Here is a 17,094-nt window from a genome sequence, read left to right on the forward strand (position 1 = left end):
TGGTTCTGTCAACGCCCGGCGCGCAGGCCGACGACCGCGCCCTTGAATTCGAGGCTTCGGGAAGCCGCTTCGAGGATGTCCAACACCCTCAGACCCGCCCGGCCGTCGGTCAGCGGCGCGCGGCCCGTCGTGATCGCGTCGGCGAACTCGTCGACCATGCCGCGCAGCGCTTCCTTCTCGCCGATCGCGGGCGCGACCATGTCTCCGGAGCGGTACGAGATGAGCATGTCCCGGCGCTCGTCCGCGCCGATCTCCTGCGGTGCGGCCATGTCCACACCCCGGTCGTAGACGGCCACCCGCTGAAGGGGGTTGAGGTCGTCCCAGAGCAGGGTGCGCTTGGAGCCGCCCACCATGGTGGTGCGCACCTTGGTCGGCGACAGCCAGTTGACGTGCACGTGGGCGATGGCCCCGGTGTTGAGCGTGAGCGTCAGATAGGCCACGCAGGCCTGTCCGGCGCCGATCGGGTCGGCCCCGTGGGCGGCGACGGCGACCGGCTCGACGCCCGCGGGGAGGATGAAGTCGAGGATCGACAGGTCGTGCGGGGCGAGATCCCACAGGACGTCGATGTCCTTCTGGACCAGGCCGAGGTTGATCCGCACCGAGTCGACGAAGTGGATCTCGCCGAGCTCGCCGGAGTGCACCAGTTCCCTGATCCGGCCCACGGCCGGTGTGTAGCAGTAGGTGTGGTCGCACATCAGGGTGAGCCCGCGCTCCTCCGCCTCGGCGACCAGGCGCATCCCGTCGGCGTAGGTCGCCGCGAGCGGCTTCTCCACGAGGACGTGCTTTCCGGCGCGCAGGGCGGCCAGGGCGATGTCGAGATGCGTTCCGGCGGGCGTGGCCACGGCGACGGCGGCAACCGTCGGGTCGGCGAGTACGGCCGCGTAGTCCGAGGTGGCCTCGACCGTCGAGTAGCCGCCGAGGACCCGCTTGGCGCGGTCCACGTCGAGGTCGCACAGCCAGCGCAGCCGGAACCGGTCGCTGGCCTGGAAGTTGCGGACGAGGTTGGGCCCCCAGTAGCCGGCCCCGACGACCGCGACCCCCAACGGCCCACTGGTCTCAGTCACTTGGTTCCTCTTCCTTCGGTCCATCAGTAGGCCCCCGTTCCGCGCACCACCGCTGTCGTGGTGCGCGCCAGGATGGACAGGTCGAGGCTGGTCGACCAGTTGTCCACGTATGCGAGATCGAGCCGGACGGCCTCGTCCCAGGGCAGGTCCGAGCGGCCGCTGACCTGCCAGAGCCCGGTGAGTCCGGGCTTCACCAGCAGTCGGCGCTTGACCTCCGCCGGGTACTCGTCCACTTCCTCGGGCAGCGGCGGACGGGGGCCGACGAGCGACATGTGACCCCTGACCACGTTGATCAGCTGCGGGAGTTCGTCGAGCGAACTGCGGCGCAGGAACGAGCCGACCCGGGTGATCCGCGGGTCTCCCTTCACCTTGAACAGCAGGCCGTCGCTGTTCTGGTTGAGGTGTTCCAGTTCCGCCTTGAGGGCCTCCGAATCCGGCCGCATGGTACGGAACTTGAACATGGTGAAGTGGTCGCCGTACCGGCCCACCCGCTGCTGCCGGAAGAGCGCGGGACCGGTGCTGTCCAGGCGGACGGTCAGGGCGACCAGCAGCAGGGGAAGGGCGAGCAGCAGCAGGAGCGTCGCGGCGAAGGAACGATCCATCAGCTCCTTGGGCAGCCGCGAGGCCCGGGAGAGGTTGGGCGCCTGGATGCGCACCAGCGGCACCCCGTTGACGGGTCGTACCGCGAGCCGGGCGGCGGACACGTCGGCCAGCACGGGGGCGAGCAGGAAGTCGACGCCCTGCACGGCCGCGGTCCAGGACATCCGGCGCAGTACGGAGGCGTCGAACTCGGGCGCGGGCAGCACCACCAGGGTGCCGATGCCCATGGCCCGGATGACGTCGTCCATGGTGTCGACGCCGCCGAGCACGGGGATGCCCAACTTCCGTACCTCCGCGGCGTTTCGCGGATCGCTCAGACACACTCCGGCGGCCCGGAGCTCCTGTGCGCCGCTCCGCCGCAGCACGGCGACGAGTTCCACGATGCCGTGCGACGGGCCGACCAGAAGGGTCGCGCTGCGGCCCCGGTCCCTGGCCCATCGCCGGTGCAGTCGGCGGCGGAGCGTGTACCGCACCAGCAGGGCGAGGACGGCGACGGGTATCGAGGCCATGGTCATGTCATGGAGGAGACCCGAATCGCGGGTGAACGACCAGTGCGCGACCGCGGCCAGCGCCGGCAGCGCGACGGCGCCGCGCAGTACCCTGCGGTACTCCTCGGTCCCCAGCCCCAAGGCGCTGCGGTCGTAGGAGCGGTGGGCGATCATTGCCACGATCCACGTCGGGGGCAGCACCAGGGCCACCGCCCAGCGGCCGTACGCCGCGTGGATCACGAAGGCCGCGGCAACAGCGGCGAGGCTGTCCGCGACCAGCAGGACCATCCGGTACTTCTGCTCCCAAGGTCTTCGACGACCTTGTGGAGTTCTGTGTTCCACAAGCAGTTGCTCATGCGTGACCTCAATGGTCATGCGCCCCCCACGACGTGCGCGGTTTCCCCTGACCGAACACCGATGTGCCCCCAGCACAACGGCAGTTGAAAACAAAGAAGCCTCAGCGGTTCCCCAACCGCCTCATGTCCCCATACCTGCGGGCTAGTGCCTCATGTTCCCCACCCAAACCGGTTCGGCGGCCCTCAATCTAGACCACCGACCGCAGTCACGGGAACAGTTGGACGAAACACACATCGCAATAGTGACATCGACTGCATACTGCCCAGGTGACGAGCATCGTGATCCCGGCCCACAACGAGGCGCAAGTCATCGGCCGGCTCCTCGATTCACTTCTGGCCGATTCCATCGAGGACGAGACAGACATCGTGGTCGTGTGCAATGGCTGTACGGACGACACCGCGCACATCGCGGCCGCTCGCGGCCCGCGCGTGCGAGTGGTCGAGACCCCCGTGCCGTCCAAGCACGCCGCCCTGCGGACCGGCGACGAGCATGCGCGCGGCTTCCCGCGTCTCTACGTGGACGCCGATGTCGTACTCGGGAGCGGCGACGTACGGGCGTTGGCCGAGCCCTTGAACGACGACTCCTCGGGCGTTCTCGCCACCGCCCCCGAACGGCGGATTCCGCTGGCCGGATGCGCCTGGCGGGTGCGTGCCTACTACCGGGTGTGGCAGCGGCTGCCCGCCGTGCGCGAGGGGCTGTTCGGCCGGGGTGTCATCGCGGTGTCCAAGGCCGGGCACACCCGGATCGCCGCGCTGCCGCCACTGATGGCGGACGACCTGGCCGCCTCCCTGGCCTTCGCACCGGAGGAGCGGCGGGTGGTCGAAGCGGCCCGGGTCGTGGTCCAACCGCCACGAACATGGCCGGATCTGATCAAGCGTCGGATCCGGGCGGCGGTCTCCACCGCCCAGGTCGAACAGCAGCATCAGAGTCCGCAGGAGGCTTCGGCGCGTACGAGCAAGGCGGATCTGATCGCCCTGGTCCGCGGCGAACCGAAGCTGGTCACGAGTGTCGTGGTCTTCGTCGCGGCGGCGGTCGTCGCCCGGCGCCGGGCCGAGAAGGCCATCCGGGCACAGGACTTCGGCACCTGGCTGCGGGACGAGAGCAGCCGACAGAACTGACGCACACCCGATCCGGAGTTCTCGAACATGTACCTCACCGACCGCTCCGCGCCTCCGGGGGCAAGCCCCGACCAGGGCCGAAGACGCGGCTCACGGCCCCGGGTCGCCCCGGTCGTGCTCGTCCTGGGCACGGTCAGTCTGATCACCGACATCTCCTCGGAGATGGTCACCGCCGTCCTGCCGCTGTACCTCGTCACCACGCTCGGCTTCAGCCCGCTGGCGTTCGGCACCCTCGACGGCGTCTACAACGGCGTCAGCGCGCTGGTCCAGCTGACCGGCGGCCACCTCGCCGACCGGATCCGCAACCACAAACTGCTGGCCGGCCTCGGCTACGGCCTCTCCGCACTCTGCAAGCCGCTGCTCCTGCTCGTGAGCAGCATCGGCGCGCTCGGCACGGTCCTCGCCGTCGACCGCACCGGCAAGGGCCTGCGCACCGCCCCGCGCGACGCGATGATCTCCCTGTCCACACCGCCCGGGAAACAGGGCCGCGCCTTCGGCGTGCACCGGGCCATGGACACCACGGGCGCGATGCTCGGCCCGCTGGCGGCCTTTCTCATCCTGAGCGCGGCGGCCGACGGCTACGACGCGGTGTTCGGCGTGAGCGCGTGCGTCGCCGTACTCGGGGTCGTCGTGCTGGTCCTGTTCGTACCGGGCAGGCGGACATTCCGTGGCAGCGGGGAGGACGGCGGTCAGCGTGTCCTTGCACCCGAAGCACACGAAGCACACGAAGCACACGAAGCCGGTACGGCGGACGACAAGCCCACCGCCGACGCCAAGCCTCCCGTCCGCGTCCGCGAAGCGCTCGCGCTGCTACGGCTGCCCCGTCTGCGTGCCCTCGCCGGCTGTGCCGCGTTGCTCGGCCTCACCACCGTCAGCGACGCCTTCGTCTACCTGCTCCTGCAGCGGCGCGCGGGCATCGGCGAGCAGTGGTTCACCCTGCTGCCGCTGGGCACCGCCGTGGTGTTCCTGCTCCTCGCCGTGCCCGTCGGCGCGCTGGCCGACCGGGTCGGGCGGCACACCGTGTTCCTCGCCGGACACCTGGCCCTGCTGACCGGCTACGCCTTCCTGTTGTGGGCCCCGGCCACACCGGCCCTCCCCTTCCTCGTACTCGGACTGCACGGTGTGTTCTACGCGGCCACCGACGGCGTCCTCCCGGCCGCCCTCGCCGACATCGTGCCCGAGCAGCTGCGTGCCAGCGGTCTCGCGATCGTGGGCACCAGCCAGGCGCTGGCCCGCTTCTGCTGCTCGCTGGCCTTCGGCGCCGCCTGGACGGTGTGGGGGGACGGCCCGGCGCTGGCCGCCTCCGCCGTCGGCCTGCTGTGCTGCGCGGCCGTGGCGGGCAGGGTGCTGCGACCGACGGGCGGCGCCCGATGACCACGACCGCCACAACACTCCACGGAACCCCATGACCAGCACAGCCTCGAAGGTCCGGATGACACCTCTACGCCGCCGCCTGATCGTCCTCGTCACCGCGGTCCTGCTGCTCGCGGGCGTGGGCACGGGCATGGTCCTGCACGCCGCCGACCGCGCGGACCGGGCCAACCAGCCGCAGGCGGGCGGCCCCGCCGTCAGCACGGGCAAGCTGACGCTCGACCAGAAGAACCGCCTGACGTTCGTCAACGCGGCCGCGGGACCGCACCGTACGGCGGTCGCTTCGGTGCCGTCCGCCGACCCGAAGGCCGGGCGGACCGCCTCGGACCTCAAGTGCGCGCGCTTCTACGCGGCGGCCGGCACCGGTATCTGCCTCCAGTCCAACCCGGGCGTGCTCAAGCAGAGCAACCGTGCCCTGCTCCTTGACGCCGACCTGCGCACCCGGCACACCTACGCGCTCGCGGGCACCCCCAGCCGGGCCCGGGTCTCCCCCAGCGGCCGCTTCGTCGCCTGGACCGTGTTCGTCTCCGGCGAGTCCTACTCGTCGGCCTTCTTCTCCACCCGGACCTCGGTCCTGGACACCCGCACCATGAAACTCACGCCGAGCCTGGAGACGTTCGCCATCACCCTGAACGGCAAGGCCTACCAGGCGGCGGACGTCAACTTCTGGGGCGTCACCTTCGCCTCCGACGACGACACCTTCTACGCCACCCTCAACACCGCCAACAAGACCTATCTGGTGCGGGGTTCGCTCTCACGCCAGTCGGTCACCACCCTGGTCGAGAACGTGGAGTGCCCCTCGCTCTCCCCCGACGGAACCCGGGTCGCCTTCAAGAAGCGGGTGCTGTCCCGCACCGACCTCTGGCACGAGTACGTCCTCGACCTGCGCACCCTCAAGGAGACCCCGCTCGCCGAACGCCACAGCGTCGACGACCAGGCGACCTGGCTGGACGACAAGACCGTCGCCTACGCCCTTCCCGCCGAGGGCAAGGTCGGCACCAGCGACCTGTGGAGCGTCCCCGCGAACGGCACGGGCACGCCCCGGCTGCTGATCGCGGGGGCGTCCTCCCCGGCACCGTTGTGACGGAGCGGCTCCTTGTCAACTTCCGGTGTCCGGCCCCGCCGCGGGCAGTTCCACCGTGATGCGCAGCCCGCCACCGGAGCGCGGGGTGAGGGTCAGCGTCCCGTCGTGCGCCTGCGTGATGGAGGTGACGATCGACAGGCCGAGGCCGACGCCGGCGTGGTCGGTGCGGATGCGTTCCGTGCCGCGCCGGAACGGCTCGGTGAGGGTCGAGACGAGCTGCGGGGTGAGTTCCTCACCGGTGTTCTCGACGGTGAGCAGCACGGCTCGTGGACGGACGCCGGTGGTGACCCACACCGTGCCCGGTCCGGACAGGTTGTGGACGATCGCGTTGTGGACGAGGTTCGTCGTCAACTGGAGCAGAAGCGCCGGCGATCCGGTCGTGGGAGCGATGTCGCCGGAGGTCTCGATGATGACGCCATGCTTCTCGGCGAGCGGGAGGAGCGTTTCGGTGGCCTCTTCCGCCATGAGGGAGAGATCGACGTGTTCACGGCTGAAGGACTGCTGGTCGGCACGGCTGACCAGGAGCAGGGCCTCGGTGAGATCGATCGCCCGGGTGTTGACGGCGTGGAGCCGCTCGACGAGTTCATGTGTGTCGTGGTGGGGATCGGCGCGGGCCACGTCGAGAAGTGATTTCGAGATCGCCAGCGGGGTGCGCAACTCATGGGAGGCGTTGGCCGCGAATCTCCGCTGTTCGGCGACGTGTGCTTCGAGGCGGGCGAGCATCTCGTCGAAGGCGTCGGCGAGTTCGCGGAACTCGTCCTCGCGGCCCGGCAGCCGGATCCGGTGGGAGAGCGATCCGTTCGCGGCGGTGCGTGTGGCGTCCGTGATCCGGGTCAGCGGGGCGAGCATCCGACCGGCGAGAACCCACCCTCCCACGAGTCCGAACACCAGCAGAAACGCCAGTACCGCGGCCGCCCTCGGAGCGAATTCGTCCAGGAGGACCGAACGGATGGGAAAAACACCGTTCAAGGACTCGTCGTCGCGGTTGGTGAGCATCGCCCGATCGGGGACGTAGCGCAGGAGGAACAGCCATACCGCCGCGAGCAGCAGAAAGCCCGCGACCATGAGGAATCCGGCGTAGCTGAGGGTGAGCCGGAAGCGAACACTCAACCCGGACTGTCTATCCACGATCTCCTCCCCCACGTCCGGCCTCCGATTGCGCGTCGATGCGGTAGCCGACGCCCGCCACGGTGGCGATGATCCAGGGTTCGCCAAGACGTTTGCGCAGTGCCGAGACGGTGATGCGCACGGCGTTGGTGAACGGGTCGGCATTCTCGTCCCACGCACGTTCCAGGAGTTCCTCGGCGCTCACGACTCCGCCCTCGGCGGCGACAAGGACTTCGAGCACGGCGAACTGCTTCCTGGTCAGCGCGACATAGCGGCCGTCCCGGTAGACCTCTCTGCGGAACGGGTCGAGGCGCAGACCCGCGATCTCCCGTACGGGAGGCCTGCTATGGGCACGTCTGCGGTCCAGTGCCCGGAGTCTGAGCGCGAGTTCCCGGAGTTCGAAGGGTTTCGTGAGGTAGTCGTCGGCGCCGAGTTCGAACCCGGAGGCCTTGTCGTCGAGACGGTCGGCCGCCGTGAGCATCAGGATCGGCATGCCGCTGCCGGAGGCGACGATGCATTGGGCGATCTCGTCACCGGAAGGTCCGGGGACGTCACGGTCGAGGACGGCGATGTCGTACGCGTTGACGCTCAGCAGTTCCAGAGCGGTGTCTCCGTCACCCGCGAGGTCGGCCGCGATCGCCTCCAGGCGTAGTCCGTCGCGGATGGCTTCCGCCAGATAGGGCTCGTCCTCGACGATCAACACACGCATGTCATCGATGCTACGAGTCGGCGCATATCGTCGGCGTATCGAAAACCGCATACGGGGCGGCAACACCCCGCTGCCTTGACTGGCGGTATGACTCGAATCCCACCGCCGGCACGAACGACTTCCCGCCGGATTCACTACCTCTTAGCCGTCGGTCTGGCAGCCGTGATCGCAGCGATCGTCGCCCTCCTCGGCCACCAGCTGCTGAAGTCCTCTTCCGCTCCGTCCGCCGCGGCCCCGGCGACCCTGAATTCTCTGCATCGTGAGAACCGTGAGCCCCCTGTCGCGGTCGACGCGGACGACGGTGTGGTCCCCGACGGCGTGACGGTCCTCGATGACGACATTCCGGCTGTGGCCAACCTCGATCCAGAGCTGCTCAAGGCCCTTCGCGCGGCTGCGACGGACTCCGGAGTCGCATTCCGCGTCAACAGCGGCTGGCGTTCACCGGCGTATCAGAATCAGCTTCTTCACGAGGCCATCGCCACCTACGGCTCGGAGGCCGAGGCCGCCCGATGGGTGGCCACCGCGACGACATCACCTCATGTGTCAGGCGACGCGGTCGACATCGGACCCTCCGCAGCGGCGGCATGGCTGTCCGAACACGGCGCCGAGTACGGGCTCTGCCCCCTCTACCGCAACGAACCCTGGCACTACGAACTGCGCCCCGCAGCCGTCGACCACGGCTGCCCGCGGATGTACGCCGACCCCACCCAGGACCCCAGGATGCAACAGTGACCGAAAGCGAGCGAGGACAGACGGTGGTACAGGTCGACACGACGGAGACGGTTCAAGGCAGCGACGCCCGCCGGGACACCCGCTCCGGAACCTGGCGCGCGGGCATCCGCCGCGCGGTCCACGTCGTCTCCCGGCCGGGGCCCTGGAGGCGCGGCCCGGTGCTCGCGGCGCTGGCGCTGCTGCTCGGCCTGCTCATGCTGCTGCACGCGCAGATCCCGGACGGGTTCAAGAACCTCGGCAGTCTGGTGGAGACCTTTCTGCCGTGGTTCGGCGTCTTCGTCCCGGTGCTGCTGGTCGGCGCGGTGTGGCGCCGCTCCGCCTCCGCCATGCTCGCGCTGCTGCTGCCGGTCACGGCATGGCTGAGCCTCTTCGGCGGACTGCTCGACGACAAGTCCCACGCGGGCGGCGACCTGACCGTGGTCAGCCACAACGTCAGCGCCGAGAACCAGGACCCGGCCGGCACCGCACGCGCTCTGACCGCCTCAGGGGCTGACATTCTGGCGCTGGAGGAGATCACCGAGCAGGCCGCGGTCACGTACGAGAAGGACCTGGCGAAGGCGTACCCGTATCACGCGCTGCGGGGCACGGTCGGGCTGTGGAGCAAGCTGCCGTTGTCGGACACCCGGACGGTCGACGTCGGGATGCAGGGCATGGCCGGCCCGCTGGCGGAGCGCCTGCCGGCCGCGGAGAGGGCGCCCACGCCCCGGGCGCTGCGCACCACGGTGGCCACGGACCGGGGGCCGCTCGCGGTGTACGTGGCCCACCTGGGATCCGTCCGCGTCAATCCCAAGGCGGGCATGTCGTCGAGCCAGCGGGACGAGGGGGCGCTGGAGCTCGGCAAGGCGATGGCCGCCGAGACGAACGAGCGGGTCGTGCTGCTCGGCGACCTGAACGGCACCCTGGACGACCGCAAGTTCGACAGCCTCACCTCGCGACTGGACTCGGTTCAGGAGGTGGCCGGGGACGGCTTCGGCTTCACCTGGCCGGCGAAGTTCCCGGTGGCGCGGATCGACCAGATCCTGGTCAGGGGCCTGCAGCCGGACAGCTCCTGGGTGCTGCCGGCCACCGGCAGCGATCACCGGCCGGTGGCGGCCCGGGTCAGCTGGTGACCACCACTGGTGACCACCACGCAACCGCCGCGGACCGCCCCTGTCTCCGTCATCGGCTCACCGATCACCGCTGTACCGAGGTCTCCCCGAGGCCGTGCACCTCGTCCTCCACGAGGCCGTCCTCCAGGAAGCCGCCCGACTGGTGGTGCCACAGCTTCGCGTACGGGCCGTCCAGTGAGAGCAGTTCCTGGTGGCTGCCCTGCTCGACGATCCGCCCGCGGTCGAGGACGACGAGCTGGTCCATGCCCGCGACCGTGCTCAGCCGGTGCGCCACCACGAGCGCGGTCCGCCCCTCCATGAGCCGCCACAGCGCCTCCTGAACCAGGAGCTCGCTCTCCGAGTCCAGCGCGCTGGTCGCCTCGTCGAGCAGCAGGATCGGCGCGTCGCGCAGGATCGCCCGGGCCAGGGCGACCCGCTGGCGCTGCCCACCGGACAGCTTGACGCCACGCTCGCCCACCAGGGTGTCGAAGCCCTCCGGCAGCGCGTCGGCGAACTCCGTGACGTGTGCCGCCTCGGCCGCGCGGCGGATATCGGCATCGGTGGCGTCCGGGCGGGCGAAGGCGATGTTGTCCCGCAGCGTGCGGTGGAACATCGCCGGGTCCTGCGGGACGTACGCCATCAGACCGCGCAGGTCGGTCTGGCGCAGCCTGCTGATGTCCTGGCCGCCGATCAGGATCCGGCCGCCGTTGATGTCCTGCATCCGCAGCAGCAGCCGGGTGAGCGTGGTCTTGCCGCCGCCGGAGCGCCCGACGAGGCCGATCTTGGTCCCGCAGGGCACGACCAGGTCGAGCCCCTCGAAGAGCGGCTCCGCGCCCGTGTGGGCGAAGTTCACCTGGTCGAAGCGGACGTCGGCGGCCCCGGGCAGCAGTGGCTCGGGCGACGGCGGGTCGAGCACGGTCGGCGGGGTCAGCAGCAGTTCGGTGAACTGCGCGGCCTCCGTCATCGAGCTCTCCAGACGCCGGTAGATCTGGTTGAACTCGAACATGATCCGGGTCGCGTTGGAGTAGTAGGTGAAGGCGACCACGACCGCCTCCACGCCGTGCTCGCCCCCGCCGAGGGTGACCGCGAGCAGCAGGCCAAGCGCGTTGGTGAGTACGGACATCGGTGCGACGAAGGTGTCGATGCGCAGGTTGCCGTAGTCCCAGGACCTGAGCATGAGCCGGCGTGAGGTCGCGACGCGGGTGCGGTGTTCGGCGGCCTCGCGTTCCTCGGCGCCGAACGCGCGGACCGTGTCCATGTTCATCAGACTGTCGGCGACGTGCCCGGACACCCGGGCGACCGCCGCCTCCCGCTCGGCGACCAGCGCCTGGCGGCGCCGGATGAGAGGTGCCGCGCACAGTGCCGTCACCGCGATCATCGTCAGCAGCCCGACGACGAGCAGCGGTTCGTACTGCCACAGCACCACGGATCCGAAGAGCAGCGGCACGACGTTGCCCACGACCTGGAACGCCAGCGTGTCGACGAACGGCTCGAAACGGGTGGCGAAGCTCAGGACGCGCTTGGTGAGCGACCCGGCGAAGTTGTCGTGGAAGAACGTGGCGTCCTTGGCGAACAGTTCGTCCATCCCGATCACGTACAGGTGCTCGATCCCGAGGGCGTCGAGACGGTTCAAACAGTGCAGGGCAACCCGCCACAGTGCCTCCGCGAGCAGCAGGACACCGGCGAATCCCAGGACGTACGGCAGCGCCGAGCCGACCGTGACCTCGTCGCCTTCGGCGATGGCGCCGGCCAGCTTCGCGACGATCAGCGGGGCGATGTAGTTGAGGCCGATGCCGCCCAGCGCGAACAGCAGCATGGCGGGAGCCGTCAGCCACCTGAGCCGGGCCAACTCCCGTCCGTAGTAACGAAGTGCGAGGAGCACCGCGCCCTTGCGCGGCGGGACTTTCTCTAGCTCAGGCGTCTGCATCCTAACCCTGTGTACATGGGGAGTAGCGGTCCGAGTTCGACAGTGTCCCGTGAGGGCGGCCTCGCGGTCCACGCGTTTTCCGGCAGGCGACGACTCCCGGGCGCTATCAATTCTCAAGTGACGCAAGGGCTGGGCGGGCCGCGGCTGCCGCCTCTGCCGCCGGCCAGGCGGGGGAGCGGGACCCTGGCCGGGGCCGCGGTCGGTCTCGGCCAGGGTCGCCGTGCCAGCCGCGCTGAGCCGGCCGACGGCGGTGGCGGTCGGCGGCCCGGCCGGCGGCCTGCTCGAATCCGTGATCAAAAGAGTGTGCAGACGAAGGAAGCCGGCCGCTGGCTGCCCGGCTCCGGCCGCCTGCTGGACCGGATCGACTCGCTGCTCATGGCGTCGGCCGTCCTGCTTGTCCTGCGCTGGCCCTCATCGGCCCTGGGCCTGACACTCAGTCGTCCCGTGTCGTGTGCTCGATCGGCACCAGCGTCCGGCGTGCCCAAAGGCCCAACAGCACCGTCCCGCCGACCGACAGCGACACCGGGTCGCAGGCCAGGGGAGCCAGCGCGTAGCTGAGCGCTGTGACGGTACAGACGGTCAGGACGATGAAGGCCGCGGCGCCCTCCATCCCCAACCGCAGCGTCGGGCGATCCGTGCCAAGCAGGCTTCCCCCGCCGGGAACCCAGGGACTGGCGGAGATCACCAGCAGTCCCGCGGTGACGCAGGCGTCGGCCAGGTGGGACGGGCCAGCCCGCCACAGGCGCACGGTGTCGCCGATCAGCATGAGGGACAGCCCGACGACCCCCACCACCACCGTGGCCCGCTGGTCGCTCCGGACGAGACGGCGCAGGGCCAACAGAAAGCCGACGAACACGACTTCAGCGGTCCACAGGACGCCCACCATGCCGGTCTCCAGCCGCCAGCCCGCACCGGTCCCGCGCAGCAGGAGCCATCCCGTCATGAACCCGGATCCGGCTGCGACGACCCCGTCGAGCACGCGCCGCAGCCACATGTGCCGGCCGGTACCGGCATCGGCCGCCACCACCAGACCCGCCATCCCCAGGCCCACCGCCGCGGTCACCGCGGTGACCACCAGCGCACTGAGCAGCGGCCGCGCGTCCGAGCCCGGCGTCGGAGGGTGGGTCGACAGCATGGTGACCGATGCCCGGTACACGCCCCCGGCCGCCGCTGAACCCGCCATCAGCAGCAGACGCGTCCGCACCCGGCCACGTGCCTCCCGGGCACGGAGGATCAGCGACACCGTCAACGCCCAGCAGCCGACGGACAGCCCGAAACCCGCCCTCCGCGCGGACAGGCTTTCGGCCGCCCACCACGCGGTGACAGCCAGCATCGCCCCCGCAAGGCATGCCACTCCGACCGCGGCCCGGATCTCCGTCCTGGTCCAACGACAGCCGGCCGACCGGACCCCGGGCACGTCCGGCGACTTCCCCAAGCCCAACATCAGGTGCGCCTCTCAGCCGGCGCCCGCTCGCAGGGCCTCCCCTGCGTCCGCCGGATCCATTCGGAGACCGTAAGGGACCCGCTACCTGCGCCGAAGGGAAAAGTCCGTTGATTCACCCGCAGTGCGTACGCGGCCGGAAGAACGCCTGGACGGTGCGAGTGCCGTGCCGTAACGGGACACTGCGATTACCGGATGGGATTGCCTGAATCGCGTGACGTTGCGGGTACACGTGCCGGCAGCGAGCCGTCGGGCGGTCCCCGGGATGGATTCGGCCGCCCGAGCGGTCATGACGATGCAGGCTGACCGTACCGCCGCGCCCGAAGACTCTTACACTGGGTGACAGGGACATTCGGGGCATACCGGGAGCATCATGCGCCGTCCGTGGATTCTCCTTCCGGTGCTCGCTCTGGCACAGGTGGTGCTGTGGGCATCCCCCGCCTGGGCGCAGGACGAGGTTCCGCACGGCCGCGGATTCGGTGCGCGGCTGCTGCAGGCGCTGATCGACGGCGTCCAGTTCGGTGTGATCATCGCGATCACCGCTGTCGGACTGTCACTGATCTTCGGCACCATCCACCTGATCAACTTCGCGCACGGCGAGTTCGTCACGATCGGCGCCACCTTCGCCTTCTTCCTCAACGTCTCCCCGGCGGGCCCCGGGTGGCACCTCGTGCCGGCCACGATCGCGGCGGTCCTCGTCGGAGCGCTGCTGGGCGGGGCCGTGGACCGCGTCATCTGGCGCCCGCTGCGGGCACGGGGCACCGGGCTGATCAATCTGTTCATCGTGACCATCGGGCTGTCCCTGCTGCTGCGGCACGTCGTGCTCATCCTCTTCGGGACGCGGCCCGCCTCCTTCGCCCAGTACGACATCCAGGAGGCGTTCGACCTGGGACCGGTCGGCATCACCCCGCGGGATCTCACGGTGACCGTGCTCTCCGTCCTGGTGCTGTTCGGCGTCGCCGCACTGCTGCAGAGGACACGGATCGGCACCGCCATCCGTGCCGTCTCCGTCAACCGCGACCTCGCCGAGGCCTCCGGCATCAATGTGCAGCGGGTGGTGCTGGTGGTGTGGATGCTCGGCGGAGCCCTGGCCGCCCTCGGCGGGGTCTTCTTCGGGCTGGAGGAGATCATCACCTGGGACATGGGGTTCAAGCTGCTGCTGCTCATGTTCGCCGGGATCATCCTGGGCGGCCTGGGCTCCGCCTACGGCGCGATGGTGGGCAGCCTGGTCATCGGGATCGTCGCCCAGGTCTCCAGCCTGTGGTTCCCGGTCGACCTGCAGTACGCCTGGGCGCTGCTGGTCCTCATCGTCGTCCTCCTCGTCCGGCCGCAGGGCATCCTCGGCCGCCCGGAACGCGTGGGATGAGGAGGCGGGCTCATGGACTGGTCGGTCATCTTCTCCGACGCGCTGCGGTCCGGGATCGGCCCCATCGCCGCCGTCTACGCGCTCGCCGCGATGGGGCTGAACCTGCACTTCGGCTACACCGGCCTGCTCAACTTCGGCCAGGTCGGCTTCATGCTGGTCGGCGGCTACGGGCTCGCGGTCACAGTGTCGACGTACGACGGGCCCATGTGGCTCGGGGTACTGGCCGGACTGGCCTGCGCGGTCGTACTGGCCCTCCTGCTGGGCATCCCGACGCTGCGGCTGCGGGCCGACTATCTCGCGATCACCACGATCGCCGCCGGGGAGACGCTCCGGATCTTCTACCGCTCCAGCTGGGCCGAGGACGTCACCGGCGGGGTGTTCGGTCTTCAGCGGTTCGCGAACGACTTCTACGACCTCAGCCCGATAGCGAGGGGCACCTACGGGGTGTGGCTGGTGGAGTTCAACGCACGGGACGTGTGGGTGCTGATCGTCGGCTGGGGACTCGTGGCCGTCACCGCCGTACTGCTCGCCCTTCTGCTGCACAGCCCGTGGGGACGGGTCATCCGCTCCATCCGTGACGACGAGAACGCCCCTCGCAGCCTCGGCAAGAACGTCTACGTGTACAAGATGCAGAGCCTGGTGCTGGGCGGAGTGATCGGGGCGGTCGCGGGCATGCTGCAGGCCATCCAGGTGCAGTCGGTGAACCCCGACAGCTTCGATCCGGCCGTCACCTTCTTCCTGTACACACTGCTGGTGCTGGGCGGCGCCGGGCGGATCCTGGGACCGGTCGTCGGCTCGATCCTGTTCTGGTTCGTGCTCACCTTCCTCGACAGCATGCTGCGGCAGGCCATCGACGCCGGGTACATCTCGTCCGATGTGATCAGTACGTCCGAGATCGGGGCCGTGCGCTTCGCGCTGGTCGGTCTCGCGCTGATCCTGCTGGTCGTGTTCCGGCCGCAGGGCATTCTCGGCAGCCGGAAGGAGATGCTGCTCAGTGAACGATGACCACGCCCCCACCCCTGGCCCGTCCGCCGAGGCCGGCCGACGGCTCACCGCGACCGCGCCCGAGCCGGGGGTGCCCAAGCCCGACGCGCTGCTCGTCCTGGACCAGGTGACCCGCAGCTTCGGCGGACTCGTCGCCGTGCGGGTGGACCATCTGGAGGTGCAGCGGGGGGCCATCACGGCGCTCATCGGGCCCAACGGCGCGGGCAAGACCACGCTGTTCAACATCGTGAGCGGATTCGACCGGGCGGACGACGGCCGCTGGTCCTTCGACGGACGCCCCCTTACGGGCCGTCCCGCACACCGGGTGGCACGGGCCGGCCTGGTCCGTACGTTCCAGCTCACACGGGTGATTCCCCGGCTGACCGTGCGAGAGAACATGCTGCTCGCGGCCACCGGGCAACGCGGCGAACAGCTGCTGCCCGCTCTGCTGCGGCCCCTGTGGCACGGGCAGGAGCGGGAGGCCCGAGACAGGGCGGACGAGCTGCTGGAGCGGTTCCGGCTCGGGCGGCTCCGCGACGACTACGCCGGCATCCTGTCGGGAGGCCAGCGCAAACTGCTCGAACTGGCCCGTGCGTTGATGGCCCGGCCCGTCATGGTCCTGCTCGACGAGCCGATGGCCGGCGTCAACCCGGCCCTGACCCAGAGCCTGCTCGGGCACATCACCGAGTTGCGGGACGAGGGCATGACCGTCTGTTTCGTCGAACATGACATGGACGTGGTGATGGGCATCAGCGACTGGGTCGCCGTCATGGCGGACGGCCGTCTGGTGGCGGAGGGCCCGCCGCACACGATCGCCCGCAACTCCGCCGTGGTGGACGCCTATCTGGGCAAGCGGCACGACGAACCCGGAACGACGCAGGAGGAGAAGTGACCCAGATGCCCGACGACGAGCACGTACCGGTGCTGACGGCCGAGGACGTCGTCGCCGGATACCTCCCGGGAGTCGATGTGCTGCGCGGGTGCAGCCTCCGGGTGGAGCCCGGTGAACTGGTCGGTGTGATCGGCCCCAACGGCGCCGGCAAGTCGACCCTGATCAAGGCCGTCTTCGGACTGCTGCGCGTGCGCGGCGGGATCGTACGACTGCTCGGCGAGGACGTCACCAACCGTCCGGCGCACGAGCAGGTCCGCCGGGGCGTGGGCTATGTACCCCAGCTGCAGAACGTCTTCCCGGCGCTGACCGTCGAGGAGAACCTGCGGATGGGGATCTATCTGCGGCCCAAGGACTTCGCCCGGCGGGCCGCGAAGTTGGAGGACCTCTTCCCGGTGCTGGCCGCCCGCCGGAAGCAGAAGGCCGGCTCGATGTCGGGCGGCGAGCGGCAGATGCTCGCCATGGCACGGGCGTTGATGATGGAGCCACGCCTGCTGTTGCTGGACGAGCCGTCCGCGGGACTGTCCCCGGCCCACCAGGATCTCGTGTTCGAGCGAGTGAAGGGGATCAACGGAGCGGGGGTCGCCGTGCTCATGGTCGAGCAGAACGCCCGCCGCTGTCTGCAGATCTGCGACCGCGGCTACGTCCTGGACCAGGGCCGCAACGCGCACACCGGCACCGGTTCCGCCCTGTTGCACGACAAGAAGGTGATCGAGCTCTACCTCGGCACCCTGGCCCGCGTCCGTTGAACCTCTTCCGCTCCCCTCAG

Annotated in this window: 15 protein-coding genes; 9 read left to right on the top strand and 6 right to left on the bottom strand. The window is 69.8% G+C overall.

Going from position 1 to position 17,094, the window contains the following annotated elements; genetic code table 11:
* Positions 1-8: 8 nt before the first annotated feature.
* Entirely contained in the window at positions 9-1,064 is a 1,056-nt protein-coding gene (locus tag ACI2L1_RS10520) for a Gfo/Idh/MocA family protein (protein WP_404738918.1), read from the bottom strand.
* Positions 1,065-1,087: 23 nt separating this feature from the next.
* Complete coding sequence (locus tag ACI2L1_RS10525; RefSeq protein WP_404738919.1) at positions 1,088-2,527, bottom strand: sugar transferase; 1,440 nt, start codon at positions 2,525-2,527, stop codon at positions 1,088-1,090.
* Positions 2,528-2,775: 248 nt separating this feature from the next.
* On the opposite strand from ACI2L1_RS10525, the gene ACI2L1_RS10530 reads away from it, so the two are divergent.
* The 3 genes from ACI2L1_RS10530 to ACI2L1_RS10540 are packed head-to-tail and all read left to right on the top strand — an operon-like array spanning position 2,776 to position 6,082.
* Positions 2,776-3,627 (top strand): glycosyltransferase, encoded by an 852-nt coding sequence (locus ACI2L1_RS10530; protein WP_404738920.1) that lies wholly within the window; start codon positions 2,776-2,778, stop codon positions 3,625-3,627.
* 27 nt (positions 3,628-3,654) lie between these two features.
* Positions 3,655-5,001 (top strand): MFS transporter, encoded by a 1,347-nt coding sequence (locus tag ACI2L1_RS10535; protein ID WP_404738921.1) that lies wholly within the window; start codon positions 3,655-3,657, stop codon positions 4,999-5,001.
* 58 nt (positions 5,002-5,059) lie between these two features.
* A complete protein-coding gene (locus ACI2L1_RS10540; RefSeq protein WP_404739018.1) occupies positions 5,060-6,082 on the top strand; it encodes a TolB-like translocation protein in 1,023 nt (340 codons plus the stop codon).
* A 15-nt stretch (positions 6,083-6,097) separates the two neighbouring features.
* Here ACI2L1_RS10540 and ACI2L1_RS10545 read toward each other — a convergent pair whose 3' ends face one another.
* Positions 6,098-7,210, bottom strand: a complete 1,113-nt coding sequence (locus ACI2L1_RS10545) for a sensor histidine kinase (protein ID WP_404738922.1) — start codon at positions 7,208-7,210, stop codon at positions 6,098-6,100.
* Entirely contained in the window at positions 7,203-7,898 is a 696-nt protein-coding gene (locus ACI2L1_RS10550; RefSeq protein ID WP_404738923.1) for a response regulator transcription factor, read from the bottom strand. The genes ACI2L1_RS10545 and ACI2L1_RS10550 overlap by 8 nt, the downstream gene beginning before the upstream one ends.
* 165 nt (positions 7,899-8,063) lie before the next feature.
* Between ACI2L1_RS10550 and ACI2L1_RS10555 the strand changes: the two genes are divergently transcribed.
* Together ACI2L1_RS10555 and ACI2L1_RS10560 are read left to right on the top strand one after the other, a co-directional pair.
* The gene (locus ACI2L1_RS10555; protein WP_404739019.1) at positions 8,064-8,630 is read left to right on the top strand and encodes a M15 family metallopeptidase; all 567 of its coding nucleotides are present in this window, start codon (positions 8,064-8,066) and stop codon (positions 8,628-8,630) included.
* A gap of 104 nt (positions 8,631-8,734) precedes the next feature.
* Positions 8,735-9,739, top strand: coding sequence for an endonuclease/exonuclease/phosphatase family protein (locus ACI2L1_RS10560; protein ID WP_404739020.1), 1,005 nt, complete (start codon positions 8,735-8,737; stop codon positions 9,737-9,739).
* A gap of 64 nt (positions 9,740-9,803) precedes the next feature.
* Here ACI2L1_RS10560 and ACI2L1_RS10565 read toward each other — a convergent pair whose 3' ends face one another.
* Positions 9,804-11,645, bottom strand: a complete 1,842-nt coding sequence (locus ACI2L1_RS10565) for an ABC transporter ATP-binding protein (RefSeq protein WP_404738924.1) — start codon at positions 11,643-11,645, stop codon at positions 9,804-9,806.
* A 433-nt stretch (positions 11,646-12,078) separates the two neighbouring features.
* The gene (locus tag ACI2L1_RS10570; protein ID WP_404738925.1) at positions 12,079-12,978 is read right to left on the bottom strand and encodes a hypothetical protein; all 900 of its coding nucleotides are present in this window, start codon (positions 12,976-12,978) and stop codon (positions 12,079-12,081) included.
* Between the two features lie 508 nt (positions 12,979-13,486).
* On the opposite strand from ACI2L1_RS10570, the gene ACI2L1_RS10575 reads away from it, so the two are divergent.
* The 4 genes from ACI2L1_RS10575 to ACI2L1_RS10590 are packed head-to-tail and all read left to right on the top strand — an operon-like array spanning position 13,487 to position 17,074.
* On the top strand, positions 13,487-14,452 hold the full coding sequence (locus ACI2L1_RS10575) for a branched-chain amino acid ABC transporter permease (RefSeq protein WP_404738926.1): 966 nt from the start codon (positions 13,487-13,489) through the stop codon (positions 14,450-14,452).
* A gap of 12 nt (positions 14,453-14,464) precedes the next feature.
* The gene (locus ACI2L1_RS10580) at positions 14,465-15,457 is read left to right on the top strand and encodes a branched-chain amino acid ABC transporter permease (protein ID WP_404738927.1); all 993 of its coding nucleotides are present in this window, start codon (positions 14,465-14,467) and stop codon (positions 15,455-15,457) included.
* The gene (locus tag ACI2L1_RS10585) at positions 15,447-16,328 is read left to right on the top strand and encodes an ABC transporter ATP-binding protein (protein ID WP_404738928.1); all 882 of its coding nucleotides are present in this window, start codon (positions 15,447-15,449) and stop codon (positions 16,326-16,328) included. The genes ACI2L1_RS10580 and ACI2L1_RS10585 overlap by 11 nt, the downstream gene beginning before the upstream one ends.
* Before the next feature lie 5 nt (positions 16,329-16,333).
* Positions 16,334-17,074: an ABC transporter ATP-binding protein gene (locus ACI2L1_RS10590; RefSeq protein WP_404739021.1), complete on the top strand. Its 741-nt coding sequence runs from the start codon at positions 16,334-16,336 to the stop codon at positions 17,072-17,074.
* Positions 17,075-17,094: the final 20 nt, after the last annotated feature.

Origin of the sequence: Streptomyces sp. NPDC019531 (assembly GCF_044903305.1) — a bacterium.
GTDB lineage: Bacteria > Actinomycetota > Actinomycetes > Streptomycetales > Streptomycetaceae > Streptomyces.

Excerpts from the sequence above, each read along its gene's own strand:
- ACI2L1_RS10525 (WP_404738919.1), bottom strand. The coding sequence starts at position 2,527 with ATGACCATTGAGGTCACGCATGAGCAACTGCTTGTGGAACACAGAACT.
- ACI2L1_RS10535 (WP_404738921.1), top strand. The coding sequence starts at position 3,655 with ATGTACCTCACCGACCGCTCCGCGCCTCCGGGGGCAAGCCCCGACCAG.
- ACI2L1_RS10540 (WP_404739018.1), top strand. The coding sequence starts at position 5,060 with ATGACACCTCTACGCCGCCGCCTGATCGTCCTCGTCACCGCGGTCCTG.
- ACI2L1_RS10550 (WP_404738923.1), bottom strand. The coding sequence starts at position 7,898 with ATGCGTGTGTTGATCGTCGAGGACGAGCCCTATCTGGCGGAAGCCATC.
- ACI2L1_RS10565 (WP_404738924.1), bottom strand. The coding sequence starts at position 11,645 with ATGCAGACGCCTGAGCTAGAGAAAGTCCCGCCGCGCAAGGGCGCGGTG.
- ACI2L1_RS10570 (WP_404738925.1), bottom strand. The coding sequence starts at position 12,978 with ATGCTGGCTGTCACCGCGTGGTGGGCGGCCGAAAGCCTGTCCGCGCGG.
- ACI2L1_RS10580 (WP_404738927.1), top strand. The coding sequence starts at position 14,465 with ATGGACTGGTCGGTCATCTTCTCCGACGCGCTGCGGTCCGGGATCGGC.
- ACI2L1_RS10590 (WP_404739021.1), top strand. The coding sequence starts at position 16,334 with ATGCCCGACGACGAGCACGTACCGGTGCTGACGGCCGAGGACGTCGTC.